The sequence below is a fragment of the Phycicoccus jejuensis genome (assembly GCF_000720925.1).
GTDB lineage: Bacteria > Actinomycetota > Actinomycetes > Actinomycetales > Dermatophilaceae > Phycicoccus > Phycicoccus jejuensis.
Genome location: NZ_JOEE01000008.1, coordinates 78,462 through 93,678 on the forward strand (window position 1 = coordinate 78,462; position 15,217 = coordinate 93,678).

The following is a 15,217-nucleotide window of genomic DNA, read 5'->3' on the forward strand; positions in this document are numbered from 1 at the left end:
GGTCCGGCTCAGGCCGGGTGCAGCCCGCACTCGGTCTTGCCGAACCCGACCCAGCGCCCGGAGCGCTCGTCGGCGCCGGCCTCGACGCGCTGGGTGCACGGGGCGCAGCCGATCGACGGGTAACCGTCCGCGAGGAGCAGGTTGACCGGCACACCGTGCTCGAAGGCGTAGGTCGTCACGTCGTCGGAGGTCCACGTGGCCAGCGGGTTGACCTTGACCAGCCCGAACGTCTCGTCGAAGGTCACGACGGGGGTGTTGGCCCGCGTGGGCCCGTCGGCGCGACGGACGCCGGTGGCCCAGCACTCGTAGTCGGCCAGGGCCGCGCGCAGCGGCTCGACCTTGCGCAGGCGGCAGCACTCGGCCGGGTCGCGCTCGAACAGGCGCGGGCCGACGCGGATGTCCTGCTGGGTGACGGACAGCCGCGGGCGGACGTCGACGACGGTGACGTCCAGCTCGGCCGCGACGCGGTCGCGGGTGTCGTACGTCTCGGTGAAGTGGTAGCCGGTGTCGCCGAAGAGGACGTCGACGCCCGGCAGGTGCTGCGAGACGAGGTGGGGGAGAACCGCGTCCTGCATGCTGCTCGCGACGGCCAGGCCCTCGCCGAACGCCTCGACGGCCCAGGCGACGACGTCGTCGGCCGCGGCGTCGGGGCCGAGCTCGCGCGCGCCCGAGGCGGCGATGGCGCGCAGGGCGCCGGGGTCGCGGCGGGTGGAGGTGCGGGCGGTCGCGGTCATCGGAGCTCCTCCTCGTCGACCCGGTGGACCCAGGACGAGAACGACTCGCTGCCCTCGCGCTGGGCGAGGAAGCGACGGACCAGGCGCTCGACGAGGCCGGGCAGGTCGTCGGCGGTCACCTTGAGGCCGCGGACGGTGCGGCCGAGGCCGGCCTCGTCGCGGTCGGCCGACGCGAGACCGCCGCCGAGGTGCACCTGGAAACCGGGCAGCTGCTCGCCGTCGACGGTGACGAGCTGGCCCTTGAGGCCGATGTCCGCGACCTGGATGCGGGCGCACGAGTTGGGGCAGCCGTTGACGTTGAGCGTGATGGGGGTGTCGAGCGACGCCGTGACGTCGGCGAGGCGCTGCTCGAGCGCCGCGACGGTGGTGGCCGCCGTCGCCTTGGTCTCGACGATCGCGAGCTTGCAGTACTCGATGCCCGTGCAGGCCATCGTGTGGCGGCGGAACGGGCTGGGGGACACCGAGAGCCCGAGCTCCTCGAGGCCCGCGACGAAGCCGTCGAGGCGGTCCGGGGCGATGTCGAGGACGACGAGCTTCTGGTGCGGCGTGAAGCGGACACGGTCGGTGCCGGCGGCCTCCATGAGGTCGGCGAGCCCGGCGAGGACGTCACCGCTGACGCGGCCGACGACCGGGGCGGCGCCGACGTAGTGGTTGCCGTCCTTCTGGAGGTGCACGCCGACGTGGTCACCCGGCGTCGACGGCGTGGGCGGGGGAGGGCCGTCCGGGAGGGCGTACCCGAGGTAGTCCTCCTCGAGGACGCGGCGGAACTCGGCCGGGCCCCACTCGGCGAGGAGGAACTTCAGGCGCGCCTTGGTGCGCAGCCGGCGGTAGCCGTGGTCGCGGAAGATCCGGATGACGCCGAACCACACGTCGGCGGCCTGCTCCTGCGTGACGAACACGCCGAGGCGCTCGGCGAGGCGGGGCGCGGTCGAGAGCCCGCCGCCGACCCAGAGGTCGTAGCCGGCGCCGAGCTCGGGGTGGACGACCCCGACGAGGGAGATGTCGTTGATCTCGTGGACGACGTCGAGGCTCGGGTGGCCGGTGACCGCCGACTTGAACTTGCGCGGCAGGTTGGCGAGGTCGGGGTCCCCGACGAAGCGGGAGACGATCTCGTCGATGACCGGCGTCGGGTCGATGACCTCGTCCGCGGCGATGCCGGCGAGCGGGCTGCCGAGGACGACGCGCGGGGTGTCGCCGCACGCCTCGGTCGTCTGGAGGCCGACGGCCTCGAGCCGACGCCAGATCTCGGGCATGTCCTCGACCCGGATCCAGTGGTACTGGATGTTCTGCCGGTCGCTGATGTCGGCCGTGCCGCGGGCGAACTCCTGCGAGATGCCGGCGACGACGCGCAGCTGGGGCAGGGTCAGGGCCCCGCCGTCGAGCCGGATCCGGAGCATGAAGTACTCGTCGGAGAGCTCGGTGTCGGACAGCTGAGCCGTCCGGCCGCCGTCGATGCCGGGGCGGCGCTGGGTGTACAGGCCCCACCAGCGGAAGCGGCCGGCGAGGTCCTCCGGCGGGATGGAGCCGAAGCCGTCGCGGCTGTAGACGGTCTCGATGCGCTCGCGCACCGACAGGCCGCCCTCCTCCTGCTTCCACACCTCGTTGGCGTTGAGCGGCTCGCGGCCGTCGACGGCCCACTGCCCGTTGGACCGCCCGGTGCGGGGCGGGCGCAGGGCGCGCGACGGGGTGGAGTCGGTGGTGGTCATGGGGTCCTCACGCAGGGGGCGATCACGTTTCGTTGTCCAAGGTATAACACCCCATTATCCCCGCCACCGGGGTCCACCATGTGGTCGGCATCGCTATGATCGAACACGTGTTCGACGACGCGGCTCCGGGTGGTGGGCCCCCGCTGCGCGCCGGCACCCCGGCCGCGCCCGTGCGCCAGCGCTCGGGCGCCGGGGCCACCGGCGCGGGCGGACCGCCGGGCTGGCCGCAGGGCGTCCCACCGCCGGGCACCCACGGCTGGGAGCAGCGGGCGGTCGCGTGGCTGCTCGACCACTGCCCGCCGGACTACCGGCTCTACCCCGCGTGGCGGCGCCACCCGGTCGCCCTCGCCTGGCTCGCCGTGCGCCACCTCGACGCCCAGCTCGACGCGATGCGCTCCTCCTACCGCGAGGTGCGGGTCGCGCTCGTCGACGACATCGGGCCCGAGGGGGTCACCCAGGTGCTCGCCGACCTCGAGTGCGAGGGGGTGCGCCTCGTCGCCGCCCGGCGTGCGGCGGGGCTCCTGCTCGACGGCCTGCGCGGCCTCGAGTTCGTCCCCCGCCTCTGACCACGAGCCGGGTCGTCACTGTGGTGACGCGGAACTTGGCGCGGGACGCGGATGTATCCGCGTCCAGGAATGATGTCCGCGTCATCACCGCGACGACGCGGATGCTCGCTCCGCTAGCTGCGCTCGGCGAGCATCTGCTCCATCAGGGTGATCTCGGCGGTCTGCGCGCGGCGGATGGCGCCGGCGAGGGTGCGCACCTCGTCGGTGCGGGCGTCGGCGAGCGCGGCGTCGGCCATCTGCACCCCGCCCTCGTGGTGGGCGATCATCAGCCGGAGGAAGAGCCGCTCGGCCTCGACCCCGCGGGCGGCCCGCAGCTCGTCGAGCTGGGCGGGCGTCGCCATCCCCGGCATCCCGTCGCCGGAGGCGCCGTGGGCGGCGTGCTCGCCGCCGACCCACGCCATCGGGGCGCGGGAGGCGGTCTGCGGCAGGCCCCACTGGACGAGCCAGCCGTACATCTGGCCGGCCTGCTGCTGCTGGCTCGTGATGATGTCGAAGGCGAGCGTGCGGACGGCCTCGTCGTCGGTGTCGTCGCGTACCGCGAAGGCCATCTCGACGGCCTGGAGGTGGTGGGTCTGCATGTCTCGGGCGAACCCGGCGTCCGCGCCGAAGTCGGTGACCTCGGACGTCGAGGCCAGGCGGCCGACCGCGACCGTGCCGCCGACACCGGCGAGCAGGGCGAGGACCGCGACGAGGACGAGGACCCCGCGGGGACGGGCCGCGGGCGTCACGAGGTCGGCTGGTCGCCGGCGCCGGTCTGCGGGAGGGTGCCGTCGCTGCCGCCGGTGCACGCCGCACCCGGCTCGGGCGTCTGCGGGCCCTGGCGGTACTCGCGGATGAACTCGTCGAGGCGGGCGTCGTCGACGCCGGTCAGGTCAAGCTGCTTGCCCCACGCGGACGCGACGACCGGCGCGCGCAGCCCGTCGACGGGGGAGACGACCATGTAGGTGTCCGGCACGCGGTCGACGAGCGTCTGCACCTGCGCCGCGGGCAGGTCCGAGCGGTAGGTGACCCAGACGGCGCCGTGCTCGAGGGAGTGGACGGCCAGCTCGTTGGGCACCGGCTGCGGGTAGACGCCGCAGTTGAGCCAGACCGGGTTGTGGTCGCCGCCGACGGGCGGGGTCTGCGCGTAGGTGACCGGGGTCGTCACGTGGTTGGCGCTGACGTCGTCGTAGCTCTTGACGGCGTCGAGGGTGGGGCGCGAGGAGGTGTCGCGCCAGATCGTCACGCCCACCGTCGCGACGATGGCGAGCACGAGGAGAGAGACACCGCCGACGACGAGGAGGCGGGAGCGTCGCTCCTTGGCGCGCTGGGTCTTCTGCACCTCGGCGAGGGCGCGGGCGCGGGACGACGAGGGCACAGGGAGCCTCCTGGGTCGGGCCCACCGGGTGGTGGACGGTTCAACCATCCCCAGCGTCCCGCAGGGCCGGTGAGTTCCCGGTTCGTGGAGGTCTCGTGGAGATCCTTCCCACCCCGCCCCGGGGTGCCGGGAGGCTCACCCGCAGCACCTAGACTCGTCGGGTTACCCGGACCCCGAGGACAGGACGAGGAGGTAGGCGCCGTGAGCCTGCTGGAACGGATCGCCGGCCCCCGCGACCTCAAGGCGCTCCCCGCGGACCGGCTGCCCGAGCTCGCCGCGGAGATCCGCGCCTTCCTCGTCGAGCAGGTCTCGCGCACCGGCGGCCACCTCGGGCCCAACCTCGGCGTCGTCGAGCTGACCATCGCCATCCACCGGGTCTTCGACAGCCCGCACGACGCGGTCGTCCTCGACACCGGGCACCAGTCCTACGTCCACAAGCTGCTGACCGGCCGCCACGACTTCTCCGGCCTGCGCACCGAGGGTGGCCTGTCCGGCTACCCGAGCCGCGCCGAGTCGCCGCACGACGTCGTCGAGAACTCGCACGCGTCGACCTCCCTGTCGTGGGCGCACGGCATCGCCGCCGGTCGCGTCGTGCGCGGCGAGCGCAACCGGCACACCGTCGCGGTCATCGGCGACGGCGCGCTGACCGGCGGCATGGCGTGGGAGGCCATCAACAACATCGCGGCCGAGCAGGACCTGCCGCTCGTCATCGTCGTCAACGACAACGAGCGCTCCTACGCCCCGACCCGCGGCGGCCTCGCCGACCACCTCTCGACGCTGCGCACGACCCGCGGCTACGAGCGCTTCCTCGACTGGGGCAAGCGCAACGTCTCGCGCACGCCGGTCGTGGGCGGCGCGATGTACGAGACGCTGCACGGCGTCAAGAAGGGCATCAAGGACATCGTCGCCCCGCAGGGGATGTTCGAGGACCTCGGCCTCAAGTACGTCGGCCCGATCGACGGCCACGACGAGCCGGCCGTCGAGGCGGCGCTGCGCAAGGCCAAGGCCTTCGGCGGGCCGGTGCTCGTCCACGTCATCACCCAGAAGGGGCGCGGCTACGACCCCGCCGTCTCCGACGAGGCCGACCAGTTCCACGCCGTCGGCGTCATCAACCCCGAGACCGGCCTGCCCCTCGAGATCGCCGGCCGCTCCTGGACCGACGAGTTCTCCGACACGATGGTGCAGATCGGCGAGGAGCGCCCCGACGTCGTCGCGCTCACCGCGGCGATGATGATGCCCGTCGGGCTCCAGCCGTTCTGCGAGCGCTTCCCCGAGCGCACCTTCGACGTCGGCATCGCCGAGCAGCACGCCCTGACGATGGCCGCCGGCCTCGCGTTCTCGGGGCTGCACCCGGTCGTCGCCGTCTACGCGACCTTCCTCAACCGCGCCTTCGACCAGCTGCTCATGGACGCCGCGCTGCACAAGGCCGGCGTCACGGTCGTCCTCGACCGCTCGGGCGTCACCGGGCCGGACGGCGCGTCGCACCACGGCATGTGGGACATGACGATCTCCGGCGTCGTGCCGGGCCTGCACCTCGCCGCGCCGCGCGACGGCCAGCAGGTGGCCCGCGCGGTCCGCGAGGCCGTCGACATCGCCGACGCGCCGTCGGTCGTCCGCTTCCCCAAGGGCACGGTGGGGGAGCCCCTCACCGCCGTGCGCACCGTCGACGGCGTCGACGTGCTGTCCGAGCCGGACGACGGTGACGTCGACCTGCTGCTCGTCGGCATCGGGTCGATGGTCGCCACCGCGCTCGCGGCAGCCGAGAAGCTGGCCGCCGAGGGGCACCGCGTGCGGGTCGTCGACCCGGTGTGGGCGCTGCCCGTGCCGGCGGCCCTCGCGTCGCTCGCCGGCGCCGCCGGGCGCGTGGCCGTCGTCGAGGACAACGTCGTCGTCGGAGGCATCGGGACGCAGGTCGTCCAGGCGCTGCGCGACGCCGGTCTCGGGCTGCCCGTCGACACCTTCGGCCTGCCCAAGCGCTTCCTCGACCACGCCTCCCGCGGACGGGTCCTCGACGCGGTCGGGCTGACGCCGGACGCCGTCGCGTCGGCCCTGCGCGAGCGCCTGGCCTGAGCGGCGTCGTGGAGAGCCGCCGCGACGAGGTGCGCGCCGCCTACGACGCCATCGTCGAGGACTACGCCGCGACCTTTCCCTCGACCGAGCCCGAGCTGCCGGTCGACCTCGCGATGCTCGACCACTTCGTCGGGCGGGTCGTCGCCGGCGGCGGGGCGCACGTGCTCGACGCCGGCTGCGGGACCGGCCGCATCGCCCGGTACCTCGTCGACCGCGGCCTCTCGGTGGTCGGCGTCGACCTCTCGCCGGGGATGCTGGCGATGGCCCGGCGCGACCACCCGGACCTCGAGCTGCACGAGGGGGCGCTCACCGAGCTGCCCCTCGCCGACGTCTCCGTCGACGGAGTCGTGTTCTGGTACAGCCTGGTCCACCTCACCGATGACGAGCTGCCGGTCGCGCTGGCCGAGGCCGTGCGGGTGCTGCGTCCCGGCGGGCACGACGTGTCGCTCGTCCGGTGGCACTGCGGGCCGAAGCAGGTGCTCGACGCCCTGGCCGACGCCGGGTTCGTCAAGGAGGCGCGGCTCGTGCGCGAGCCGGTCGGCCGCGAGCGACACGGTCAGGCGTTCGTGCTCGCCCGCCTCGGCTAGCGTCGCGGGCATGGTCCGCATCGGAGCGATCGTCCTCAGCACCGCCGACACCGAGCGCGCCGGCGCGTTCTGGAGCGAGGCGCTCGGCTACGACCGGGGACCCAACCCGGACTTCCTCGCCCCGCGGGGTGACGGCCCGACGCGCCTGCACCTCGACCGCACGGACCGGACCCACCTCGACCTCTGGGTGGACGGTGCGGAGGAGCAGCGCGCCGAGGTCGAGCGCCTCGTCTCGCTCGGGGCCGAGCGCGTCGAGTGGGACTACCCCGACGACGCGGACTTCGTCGTGCTGGCCGACCCGACGGGCACGCTCTTCTGCGTCGTCGACGCCGGCCGGTAGCGCCGGCCCAGCCTCGTGCCGGCTGCTGCGGTCAGCCCGCGGGGTCCGCGATGCCGGTGGCCGTCACGAGGTGCAGCCGCTGGACGTCGACGCTCGTGACGAACTCGTCGACCCGGTCGAGGAAGGCTCGGGTCGTGGGCTGGGCCTCGTGCTCGTCGAGCGCGGCCTCGTCGTCGTACAGCTCGTAGAAGATGCGGACGTCCGGCTCGCCCTCGAGCGCGTGCACCGCATAGGCCAGGGTGCGCGGCTCGTGGGTGGCGATGCCCGCCACCGTCTCGCGCATCATCGCGTCGAACGCCTCGGCCCGCCCGGGCCGCAGCTCGAACCGGACCACCAGGCCGAACCGGGTCATGTGTCGCTCCTCGTCATGTGCCGACCCTCCCACGTCGCGGGCCCGTGGGACGGGGGAGACTGGGACCCATGTCCGCCGTCAGCGTCCCGTGGTCGGAGGGTTCGTGGACGCACGAGCCCGTGCAGGTCGAGACCGACGGGGAGGACCTCCTCGTGACGGCGGCCGAGGGCTCGGACGCCTGGCGGACCACCTCGTACGGGTTCGTCCACGACTCCGAGCACGCCCTGCTGCGGCCCCTGGACCGGGAGGGTGCGGTCGAGGTGACGTTCACGGTGGCCTTCACCGACCAGTTCGACCAGGCCGGTGTGTTCCTGCGCGCGTCGGCGACGCAGTGGGTCAAGGCCGGCGTCGAGCACGTCGACGGCGCGCCCAGCGTCGGGGTGGTCGCGACGAGGGACCGCTCGGACTGGTCGGCCTTCCCCGTCCCGTCGTGGGCGGGCCGCCGGGTCACCGTGCGCGCCAGCCGATCCGGAGACGCGGTGACGGTCCGGGCCAGGGTCGACGACGAGCCGTTCGTGATGATCCGCGTCCTGCCGCTCGACCCCGACCTGGACGTTGAGGCGGGGCCCTTCGTCTGCACGCCCACCCGGTCCGGGCTCACCGTGCGCTTCCACTCGTGGGAGGTCTCTCCCGCGGACGCCGCGCTGCACTGACCTGTCCCACGAGGATGCTGGCGCCGACGTCCGGGGACGCGCTATGAATCCGCCGCCGAGGCCCGTGGCGAGGCCCAGCACGTTCTTCCCCTTCGACACGTCGAGGTCGGCCACGTTCTGTCCCCTTGGTGCTACAGCCGGTCGAGCACCTTGCTGACCAGGTACACGAGCGCGCCGAGCGTCACGGAGGTGGTGGTCAGGGCAGCACCGACCACGAAGAAGCCCGTCTCTGACAGGGCCGTCACCACGCCGACCACGACGCCGGCGGCAGCGGCCAGCAGCCCCAGCCAGACGACGCCGTAGATGCGCGTCTCCGCCGCGTCGAGGTCCCGACGCTCCTGCCCCTCCACCGAGCTCGTCATGGACGGATCGTAGGGCGCGTGGCCCGACTCGCGCAGCGGTCTAGAGACCCTTGAGGAAGTCGGGGTCGTCGTCCGGACCCTGCGAGCGACGGCGCTCCTGTGCGCGGAGCCACTCCTGCTCGCGGCGGTGGTCCTCCCAGCGCTGCTGCTGGGTGCGCCCGGACCACGTGTCGCGGGTCGGGCGACCGGCGACGAGCCACGCCACGCCACCGACGATCGGGAACAGCAGGATGATGAAGATCCACGCGAGCTTCGGCAGGTTGCGGATGACGAGCTCGTCGGTCTGGACGGCGTCGATGAGGCAGTAGACGGTCAGGGCGAGCTCGAGCAGCACCGGCAGGTAGCGGATCACGCGGGGCAGCGTCGCACGTCACGCACTGCGTCGTCATCCGATCGGGGCAGATGGGCCCTGCCGAGGCCCGGTTCGTCACAGGGACGGCGCGGAAAGTGGCGCGGGACGGGGATACAAGCGCGTCCTGCACGAACGTCCGCGTCATCACCGTGACGACGCGGAACCTCGCTCGACAGAGGGCGCCTCAGGCGGGGAAGACGCCGCTCGAGAGGTAGCGGTCGCCGCGGTCGCAGACGACGAAGACGATCGTCGCGTTCTCGACCTCCTGCGCCACCTGCAGCGCGGTCCAGCAGGCGCCGGCCGCCGACGGGCCGCCGAAGATGCCCTCCTCGCGGGCCAGCCGCCGGGCCATCTCCTCGGCGTCCGCCTGGGTGACCTCGACGGTCCGGTCGACCGCGGACGGGTCGAAGATGCGGGGGACGTACGCCGGCGGCCACGCGCGGATGCCGGGGATCTTCGAGCCCTCCGCCGGCTGCGCGCCGACGATCTGCACCTCGGGGTTGCGGGACTTGAGGTAGCGCGAGACGCCGGTGATCGTGCCGGTCGTGCCCATCGCCGAGACGAAGTGCGTGATGCGACCACCGGTCTGCTCCCACAGCTCCGGACCGGTCCCGAGCTCGTGGGCCCGGGGGTTGTCGGGGTTCCCGAACTGGTCGAGCACCCGGCCGCGACCTTCCTGCTCCATCCGGGTCACGACGTCGCGGGCCTCCTCCATCCCGCCGGACGCGGGCGTGAGGACCAGCTCGGCGCCGAACGCCCGCATCGTCTGCGCCCGCTCGACGGAGGCGTCCTCGGGCATGACGATGACCAGCGGGTAGCCGCTGATGGCCGCCGCCATCGCGAGGCCGATGCCCGTGTTGCCGGAGGTGGCCTCGAGCAGCGTGTCGCCGGGGGAGATCTCGCCGCGCGCCTCGGCGCCGCGGATCATGCTGATCGCCGGCCGGTCCTTGACCGAGCCGGCGGGGTTGTTGCCCTCGAGCTTGGCGAGCAGCACGTTGCCGCGCCGGTCGTTCTCCACCCCGGGGAGCCGCTGCAGACGCACCAGCGGCGTACCGCCGATGACGTCCTCCATCGTGGGGTACGCCGGGGGAGTGGTCACGGCCCCAAGTCTAGGGCGGGCGCCGGGAGAGGATGATGACGTGCCCACCCGACGCGACGACACCGCGACGCCTCTGCCGTGGAGCGGTCACGGCGTCCTGCGATGATCGCTCCATGAGCGTGGACGGCGACCCGACGGACGCGGCGGCGCAGCGGCGACGGCAGGCCCGCGAGAACGCCGAGTACCACCACGCGGCGGCGCAGCGGGCGGCGCAGGCCGAGGCCCGGCGCACCGCCCCGATGGTCGCGGAGTTCGCCGAGGCGATGCGCGCGGCCGGTGTGGAGCCCACCCGCCTGCGCGCGCGGCCCTACAGCGGCAGCGGGACGCTGCGGACCGACGTCGAGGGCTGGTACGTGCGCCGCGACCACCGGGCCGCGGTCGGCACGGACGGGCGCTGGTACGTCCTCGTCGTCGCGCCCAGCCTGCGCGGACGGCTCACGGGCATCCACCTCGACCCGAGCGACGCGCCGCTGCAGGTCGGCGCCGGAGGGCGCGACGGCGACTCGGTGGCGCTCGACGTCCTCTTGCGGCTGAGGCTCGAGGCCGGCGCCGGCTTCCCCTGACGCACGAGCCGAAGGGGCTCAGCCGGCCTCGGGACGCGCCTGCCGCACCGCGTCGTAGCCGTCGGCAAGGCCGGAGGCCAGCACCTCGACGAGGTCGGCGGCCTCGTCCGGCGCGAGGCGGGTCGTCGCGACGCAGACGTTGTCGCGCCAGACCGAGAGCACCACGACGCCGGCCTCCGGGTGCCACGTCACGCGCAGCGCACGCCCCTCGCCGCGGGCGTCGGCGACGACCGCGCTGCGACCGGGGACGGAGCGCTCCATCCCCGCAGTGTGCGCCGGGGGAGAGCCTCCTGTCGAGAGGTCGCGAGAGGGCTCAGACCTCAGGGCGGTGCGTGAAGGACGACGCGTAGGAGGTCTCGCCGACGGCGATCGAGTACTCGCTGTAGTAGTCGGCGATGCCGTGGCGCTGCGCCTCGCGGTGGCGCGGGTGGTCGCGCCATCCCCGGTGCGACGCGGCGTCAGCGAACGTGACGATCGTGGCCCGCTCGCCGTCCTCGGCGACGAAGGTCTTCGTCTCGACGAACCCCGGCATCGACCGGGCGAGCTCGGCCACGACGGCGAGCTCGTCCCGGTAGGCACCCTCGTGCTCCGGGCGCAGGCGGTTGCGGAAGACCGTCACCACCTGGCCCGTGAGCGGGCGCTCGACGCCGGGCACGTCAGGACCCTCAGATGTCGCGGAAGGTCTCGATCGTCGCGCCGAGGGCGTTGAGGCGCTCGGCGAGGTCCTCGTACCCGCGGTTGATGACGTAGACGTTGCGCAGCACCGAGGTGCCGGGCGCGGCCAGCATCGCGAGGAGCACGACGACGCCGGGGCGCAGCGCCGGCGGGCACATGACCTCGGCGGCGCGCCACTTGGGCGTCGGGCCGGTGATCATCACCCGGTGCGGGTCGAGCAGCTGCACCTGGGCGCCGATCTTCGTCAGCTCGGTGAGGTAGATCGCGCGGTTCTCGTAGACCCAGTCGTGGATCATCGTCGTGCCCTCGGCGCACGCGGCGATGAGCGCGAAGAACGGCAGGTTGTCGATGTTGAGGCCAGGGAAGGGCATCGGGGCGATCTTGTCGACCGGCGCGGTGAGCGGGCCGGGGTGGATCGTCAGGTCGACGAGGCGGGTGTGCCCGTTGTTCGCGAGGTACTCCTCGGTGAGGTCGAACTTCAGGCCCATCTCCTCGAGGGTGGCCAGCTCGATTTCGAGGAACTCGATCGGCATCCGCTCGATGGTGATCTCGGAGCCGGTCACCACCGCGGCCGCGATGAGGCTCATCGCCTCGATCGGGTCCTCGGAGGGGAAGTACTCGATGTCCGTGTCGACGCGGCCCACGCCGGTGACGGTGAGGGTCGTCGTGCCGATGCCGTCGATCTCGACCCCGAGCCCGCGCAGGAAGAAGCACAGGTCCTGGACCATGTAGTTCGGGGACGCGTTGCGGATGACCGTCGTGCCCTCGTAGCGGGCGGCGGCCAGCAGGACGTTCTCGGTCACGGTGTCGCCGCGCTCGGTGAGGACGATGGCGCGCTTCGGGTGGCGGCTGCGGTCGACGGCGGCTTCGTAGAAGCCGTGCGTCGCCGTGACGTCGAGCCCGAAGTGGCGCAGCGCCGACAGGTGCGGCTCGACCGTGCGCGTGCCGAGGTCGCAGCCGCCGGCGTAGGGCAGCTGGAAGTCGTCGTACTCGGCGAGCAGCGGCCCGAGGAACATGATGACGGTGCGCGTGCGGCGGGCGGCCTCGATGTCGATGCCGTCGAGGTCCAGGCGGGCCGGCGGCACGATCTCGAGGTCGTTGCTGTCGGGCAGCCAGCGCACCTTGACGCCGATCGAGGTGAGGACCTCGATGATCCGGTTGACCTCCTCGATCCGCGCAAGGTTGCGCAGCGTCGTGCGGCCCTTGTTGAGCAGGCTCGCGCACAGGAGGGCGACGGCGGCGTTCTTGCTCGTCTTGACGGGGATCGAGCCGGAGAGCTTGCGCCCGCCGACGATCCGCAGGTGCTGGGGACCGGAGTGGCCGAGCGAGACGAACTCGCTGTCGAGCTTCTCGCCGACGCGGGCGAGCATCTCGAGCGAGAGGTTCTGCTTGCCCTGCTCGATCCGGGCGACCGCGCTCTGGCTGGTCCCGAGGAGCTCGGCGAGCTCGCTCTGGGTCAGCCCCTGGTGGCGGCGGGCGTCCCGGATGAGGGTGCCGATCCGGGTCAGATAGGTGTCGGAGGTGGTCGTCACGCAGACCATGGTAGATCAGATATGAGATATCGCCGCGTTGCGGCCCGCGCGTCCTGGGGGGTCTCTCAGGGACCCCCGTGACCTGCGACGACGGCACGGACCGGGTGGTCCGTGCCGTCGTCGAGCGGGTCGCGCGGGTGGTCAGGCGGTGGCGGGCACGCTCGCGACGCCGTGGGGGAGGACCCGGCGGCCGAGCACGCGCTGGGTCACGCCCTCGCGGTCGAGCAGGGGGATGATCCCGCCGTTCCAGAACTGGAAGCCGGCGCCGGTGATCATCGCCAGGTCGATGTCCATCGGGGCCTCGACGACGCCCTCGGCGAGCATCAGCCCGACCTCCTCGGCGATGGCGCCGAGCACGCGGGCCCGGACCTCGTCGACGGAGAGCTCGACCGGCTCGGCCGGCTGCTCGCGCATCGCCTCGACCTCCGGGTCGGGCACCGGGCGGCCGCGCTCGTCCGTGGCGTAGTAGCCACGCTTGCCCGCCTCGACGAGGCGCCGCAGCGTCGGGGAGACGAAGAAGCGGTCACCGAACGCGCGGTGCAGGGTCTCGCTGTTGTGCAGCGCGATGGCCGGACCGACGAGGCCGAGCAGGACGAACGGCGGCATCGGCGCGAGGCCGGCGACGGCGCGGTCCGCGACGGCGACCGGGGTGCCCTCGTCGACGACCCGCGAGTACTCGCCCATGAAGCGGCCGAGCAGGCGGTTGACGACGAACGACGCCGAGTCCTTGGAGCGGATGCACGTCTTCTTCAGGCCCTTGCCCACCGCGAAGCCGGTGGCCAGGGTCGCCTCGTCGGTGTGCTCGCCGGGGATGACCTCGAGCAGCGGCATGACCGCGACGGGGTTGAAGAAGTGCAGGCCGACGACCCGCTCGGGGTGCGTGAGCCCGCTCGCCATCTCGGTGATCGACAGCGACGAGGTGTTGGTCGCGAGGACGCACTCGGCGGAGACGACGGCCTCGACCTCGGCGAAGACCTGCTGCTTGACCGACATCTCCTCGAAGACGGCCTCGATGACGAGGTCGGCGTCGGCGAAGCCGTCCTTGCTCGTCGAGCCGGTGACCAGGCCCTTGAGGAAGGACGCCTTGTCGGGGGAGACCCGGCGCTTGGCGAGCAGCTGGTCGACCTCCTGGTGCACGTAGCCGACGCCCTTGGCGACGCGGTCCTCGTCGAGGTCGGTCATGACGACCGGCACCCCGAGGCGGCGCGCGAAGAGGAGCGCGAGCTGGCTCGCCATGAGCCCCGCGCCGACGACGCCGACCTTGGTGACCGGGCGGGCGAGCGCCTTGTCGGGGGCGCCGGCCGGCCGCTTGGCCCGCTTCTGGACGAGGTCGAAGGCGTAGAGGCCGGCCCGCAGCTCGTCGGACATGATGAGGTCGCCGAGCGCCTCGTCCTCGGCCGCGAAGGCGTCCTCGCGCGACGCGGTCCGCGCGGCCCGGACGAGCTGGACCGCCCGCAGCGCGCCGGGGGCCCGCCCGCCGGTCTTGGCGACGACGACCTTGCCGGCGCGGTCGCACGCGGCGTCCCACGCCTCGGCGGACCGGTCGACCTCGGCGCGCTCGACGGTCACGGCGCCGCTCAGCACTCCGGCCGCCCAGCGCAGCGAGTCCTCGAGGAAGTCCGCCGGGGGGAGCAGGACGTCGGCGATGCCCATCGCGGCGACATCCTTGGCGGCGAGCATCCGGTTCTGCGACAACGGGTTCTCGATGACGACCTTGAGGGCCGCCTCGGCACCGACGAGGTTCGGGAGCATCCAGCAGCCGCCCCAGCCGGGGACGAGCCCGAGGAAGGTCTCGGGGAGGGCGAAGGCGGGCACGCCGGCCGAGATGGTCCGGTGGTCGGCCGCGAGCGCGAGCTCGACGCCGCCGCCCATCGCCGCGCCGTTGACGAACGCGAACGTCGGCACCGGCAGGTCCATGAGGGTCGCGAAGGCGCGGTGGCCGGCCTGCGCGATCTCGACGGCCTGGCTGCGGTCGGTGACGTACGGGATGCCGGACAGGTCGGCGCCGACGGCGAAGACGAACGGCTTGCCGGTGACGCCGACGGCCTGGATCTCGCCGGCCTCGGCGCGGGCCCGCAGGGTGTCGAGCGTGGCCTGGAGCCCGGCGACGCCCTCGGGGCCGAAGGTGTTCGGGCGGGTGTGGTCCTTGCCGTTGTCGAGCGTGACGAGGGCCAGGGTGCCGGCGCCGCCGGGGAGCGTGACGTCCTGCACGGGGGTGCGGGTGACGACCTCGGCGGGCAGGGCGGGGGCCTGGGTGGTGGTGGTCATG

The 15,217-nt window shown here is 73.3% G+C and carries 18 protein-coding genes; 6 read left to right on the forward strand and 12 right to left on the reverse strand.

The genetic code is table 11. From position 1 onward, the window contains the following. Nucleotides 1-8: 8 nt before the first annotated feature. Both IG69_RS0115100 and IG69_RS0115105 read right to left on the reverse strand, forming a co-directional pair. A complete protein-coding gene (locus IG69_RS0115100) occupies nt 9-734 on the reverse strand; it encodes a phosphoadenylyl-sulfate reductase (protein ID WP_030529008.1) in 726 nt (241 codons plus the stop codon). Continuing rightward, on the reverse strand, nt 731-2,440 hold the full coding sequence (locus tag IG69_RS0115105; protein WP_030529009.1) for a nitrite/sulfite reductase: 1,710 nt from the start codon (nt 2,438-2,440) through the stop codon (nt 731-733). Before IG69_RS0115105 ends, IG69_RS0115100 begins: the two co-directional genes overlap by 4 nt. Before the next feature lie 107 nt (nt 2,441-2,547). Between IG69_RS0115105 and IG69_RS23030 the strand changes: the two genes are divergently transcribed. Further along, nucleotides 2,548-3,006, forward strand: a complete 459-nt coding sequence (locus tag IG69_RS23030) for a hypothetical protein (RefSeq protein WP_242525614.1) — start codon at nt 2,548-2,550, stop codon at nt 3,004-3,006. A 113-nt stretch (nt 3,007-3,119) separates the two neighbouring features. Here the strand turns inward: IG69_RS23030 and IG69_RS0115115 are convergent, their stop codons facing one another. Further along, entirely contained in the window at nt 3,120-3,734 is a 615-nt protein-coding gene (locus tag IG69_RS0115115; protein ID WP_030529011.1) for a DUF305 domain-containing protein, read from the reverse strand. Then, complete coding sequence (locus IG69_RS0115120) at nt 3,731-4,363, reverse strand: thioredoxin-like domain-containing protein (RefSeq protein ID WP_030529012.1); 633 nt, start codon at nt 4,361-4,363, stop codon at nt 3,731-3,733. Before IG69_RS0115120 ends, IG69_RS0115115 begins: the two co-directional genes overlap by 4 nt. 201 nt (nt 4,364-4,564) lie before the next feature. On the opposite strand from IG69_RS0115120, the gene dxs reads away from it, so the two are divergent. From dxs to IG69_RS0115135, 3 genes are read left to right on the forward strand one after another with little or no spacing between them, the layout of a single operon-like run. Beyond that, nucleotides 4,565-6,433 (forward strand): 1-deoxy-D-xylulose-5-phosphate synthase, encoded by a 1,869-nt coding sequence (dxs, locus tag IG69_RS0115125; protein WP_030529013.1) that lies wholly within the window; start codon nt 4,565-4,567, stop codon nt 6,431-6,433. An 8-nt stretch (nt 6,434-6,441) separates the two neighbouring features. Then, nucleotides 6,442-7,020, forward strand: a complete 579-nt coding sequence (locus tag IG69_RS22205) for a class I SAM-dependent methyltransferase (protein ID WP_211251021.1) — start codon at nt 6,442-6,444, stop codon at nt 7,018-7,020. A gap of 10 nt (nt 7,021-7,030) precedes the next feature. Next, nucleotides 7,031-7,360 carry a VOC family protein gene (locus tag IG69_RS0115135; RefSeq protein WP_030529015.1) on the forward strand — a complete coding sequence of 110 codons (330 nt, stop codon included), beginning with the start codon at nt 7,031-7,033 and terminating at the stop codon, nt 7,358-7,360. A gap of 31 nt (nt 7,361-7,391) precedes the next feature. Here the strand turns inward: IG69_RS0115135 and IG69_RS0115140 are convergent, their stop codons facing one another. After that, on the reverse strand, nt 7,392-7,712 hold the full coding sequence (locus IG69_RS0115140) for a putative quinol monooxygenase (RefSeq protein WP_030529016.1): 321 nt from the start codon (nt 7,710-7,712) through the stop codon (nt 7,392-7,394). Between the two features lie 68 nt (nt 7,713-7,780). Here IG69_RS0115140 and IG69_RS0115145 point away from each other — a divergent pair, with 68 nt between their 5' ends. After that, nucleotides 7,781-8,365 (forward strand): DUF1349 domain-containing protein, encoded by a 585-nt coding sequence (locus IG69_RS0115145; RefSeq protein ID WP_030529017.1) that lies wholly within the window; start codon nt 7,781-7,783, stop codon nt 8,363-8,365. Nucleotides 8,366-8,496: 131 nt separating this feature from the next. On the opposite strand, the gene IG69_RS0115150 is transcribed toward IG69_RS0115145, so the two are convergent. From IG69_RS0115150 to cysM, 3 genes are all read right to left on the reverse strand, one after another. Further along, nucleotides 8,497-8,727 carry a hypothetical protein gene (locus tag IG69_RS0115150; protein ID WP_030529018.1) on the reverse strand — a complete coding sequence of 77 codons (231 nt, stop codon included), beginning with the start codon at nt 8,725-8,727 and terminating at the stop codon, nt 8,497-8,499. Between the two features lie 40 nt (nt 8,728-8,767). Then, nucleotides 8,768-9,079 (reverse strand): PLD nuclease N-terminal domain-containing protein, encoded by a 312-nt coding sequence (locus IG69_RS0115155; protein WP_030529019.1) that lies wholly within the window; start codon nt 9,077-9,079, stop codon nt 8,768-8,770. A 184-nt stretch (nt 9,080-9,263) separates the two neighbouring features. Continuing rightward, the gene (gene cysM / locus IG69_RS0115160; protein WP_211251022.1) at nt 9,264-10,178 is read right to left on the reverse strand and encodes a cysteine synthase CysM; all 915 of its coding nucleotides are present in this window, start codon (nt 10,176-10,178) and stop codon (nt 9,264-9,266) included. A 113-nt stretch (nt 10,179-10,291) separates the two neighbouring features. Between cysM and IG69_RS0115165 the strand changes: the two genes are divergently transcribed. Further along, nucleotides 10,292-10,741: a hypothetical protein gene (locus IG69_RS0115165; RefSeq protein WP_030529021.1), complete on the forward strand. Its 450-nt coding sequence runs from the start codon at nt 10,292-10,294 to the stop codon at nt 10,739-10,741. Between the two features lie 18 nt (nt 10,742-10,759). On the opposite strand, the gene IG69_RS0115170 is transcribed toward IG69_RS0115165, so the two are convergent. The 4 genes from IG69_RS0115170 to IG69_RS0115185 form a co-directional block, all read right to left on the reverse strand. After that, nucleotides 10,760-11,002 carry a hypothetical protein gene (locus IG69_RS0115170; protein ID WP_030529022.1) on the reverse strand — a complete coding sequence of 81 codons (243 nt, stop codon included), beginning with the start codon at nt 11,000-11,002 and terminating at the stop codon, nt 10,760-10,762. A 52-nt stretch (nt 11,003-11,054) separates the two neighbouring features. Then, a complete protein-coding gene (locus tag IG69_RS0115175; RefSeq protein WP_051750618.1) occupies nt 11,055-11,396 on the reverse strand; it encodes an antibiotic biosynthesis monooxygenase family protein in 342 nt (113 codons plus the stop codon). 10 nt (nt 11,397-11,406) lie between these two features. After that, on the reverse strand, nt 11,407-12,948 hold the full coding sequence (locus tag IG69_RS0115180) for a helix-turn-helix domain-containing protein (protein ID WP_245616165.1): 1,542 nt from the start codon (nt 12,946-12,948) through the stop codon (nt 11,407-11,409). 141 nt (nt 12,949-13,089) lie between these two features. Further along, nucleotides 13,090-15,216: a 3-hydroxyacyl-CoA dehydrogenase NAD-binding domain-containing protein gene (locus IG69_RS0115185; RefSeq protein WP_030529025.1), complete on the reverse strand. Its 2,127-nt coding sequence runs from the start codon at nt 15,214-15,216 to the stop codon at nt 13,090-13,092. Nucleotide 15,217 lies beyond the last annotated feature (1 nt).

Coding starts and splice junctions, on each gene's coding strand:
- IG69_RS0115100 (WP_030529008.1), bottom strand. CDS start 734: ATGACCGCGACCGCCCGCACCTCCACCCGCCGCGACCCCGGCGCCCTG.
- IG69_RS0115105 (WP_030529009.1), bottom strand. CDS start 2,440: ATGACCACCACCGACTCCACCCCGTCGCGCGCCCTGCGCCCGCCCCGC.
- IG69_RS0115135 (WP_030529015.1), top strand. CDS start 7,031: ATGGTCCGCATCGGAGCGATCGTCCTCAGCACCGCCGACACCGAGCGC.
- IG69_RS0115140 (WP_030529016.1), bottom strand. CDS start 7,712: ATGACCCGGTTCGGCCTGGTGGTCCGGTTCGAGCTGCGGCCCGGGCGG.
- IG69_RS0115145 (WP_030529017.1), top strand. CDS start 7,781: ATGTCCGCCGTCAGCGTCCCGTGGTCGGAGGGTTCGTGGACGCACGAG.
- IG69_RS0115150 (WP_030529018.1), bottom strand. CDS start 8,727: ATGACGAGCTCGGTGGAGGGGCAGGAGCGTCGGGACCTCGACGCGGCG.
- IG69_RS0115165 (WP_030529021.1), top strand. CDS start 10,292: ATGAGCGTGGACGGCGACCCGACGGACGCGGCGGCGCAGCGGCGACGG.
- IG69_RS0115170 (WP_030529022.1), bottom strand. CDS start 11,002: ATGGAGCGCTCCGTCCCCGGTCGCAGCGCGGTCGTCGCCGACGCCCGC.
- IG69_RS0115185 (WP_030529025.1), bottom strand. CDS start 15,216: ATGACCACCACCACCCAGGCCCCCGCCCTGCCCGCCGAGGTCGTCACC.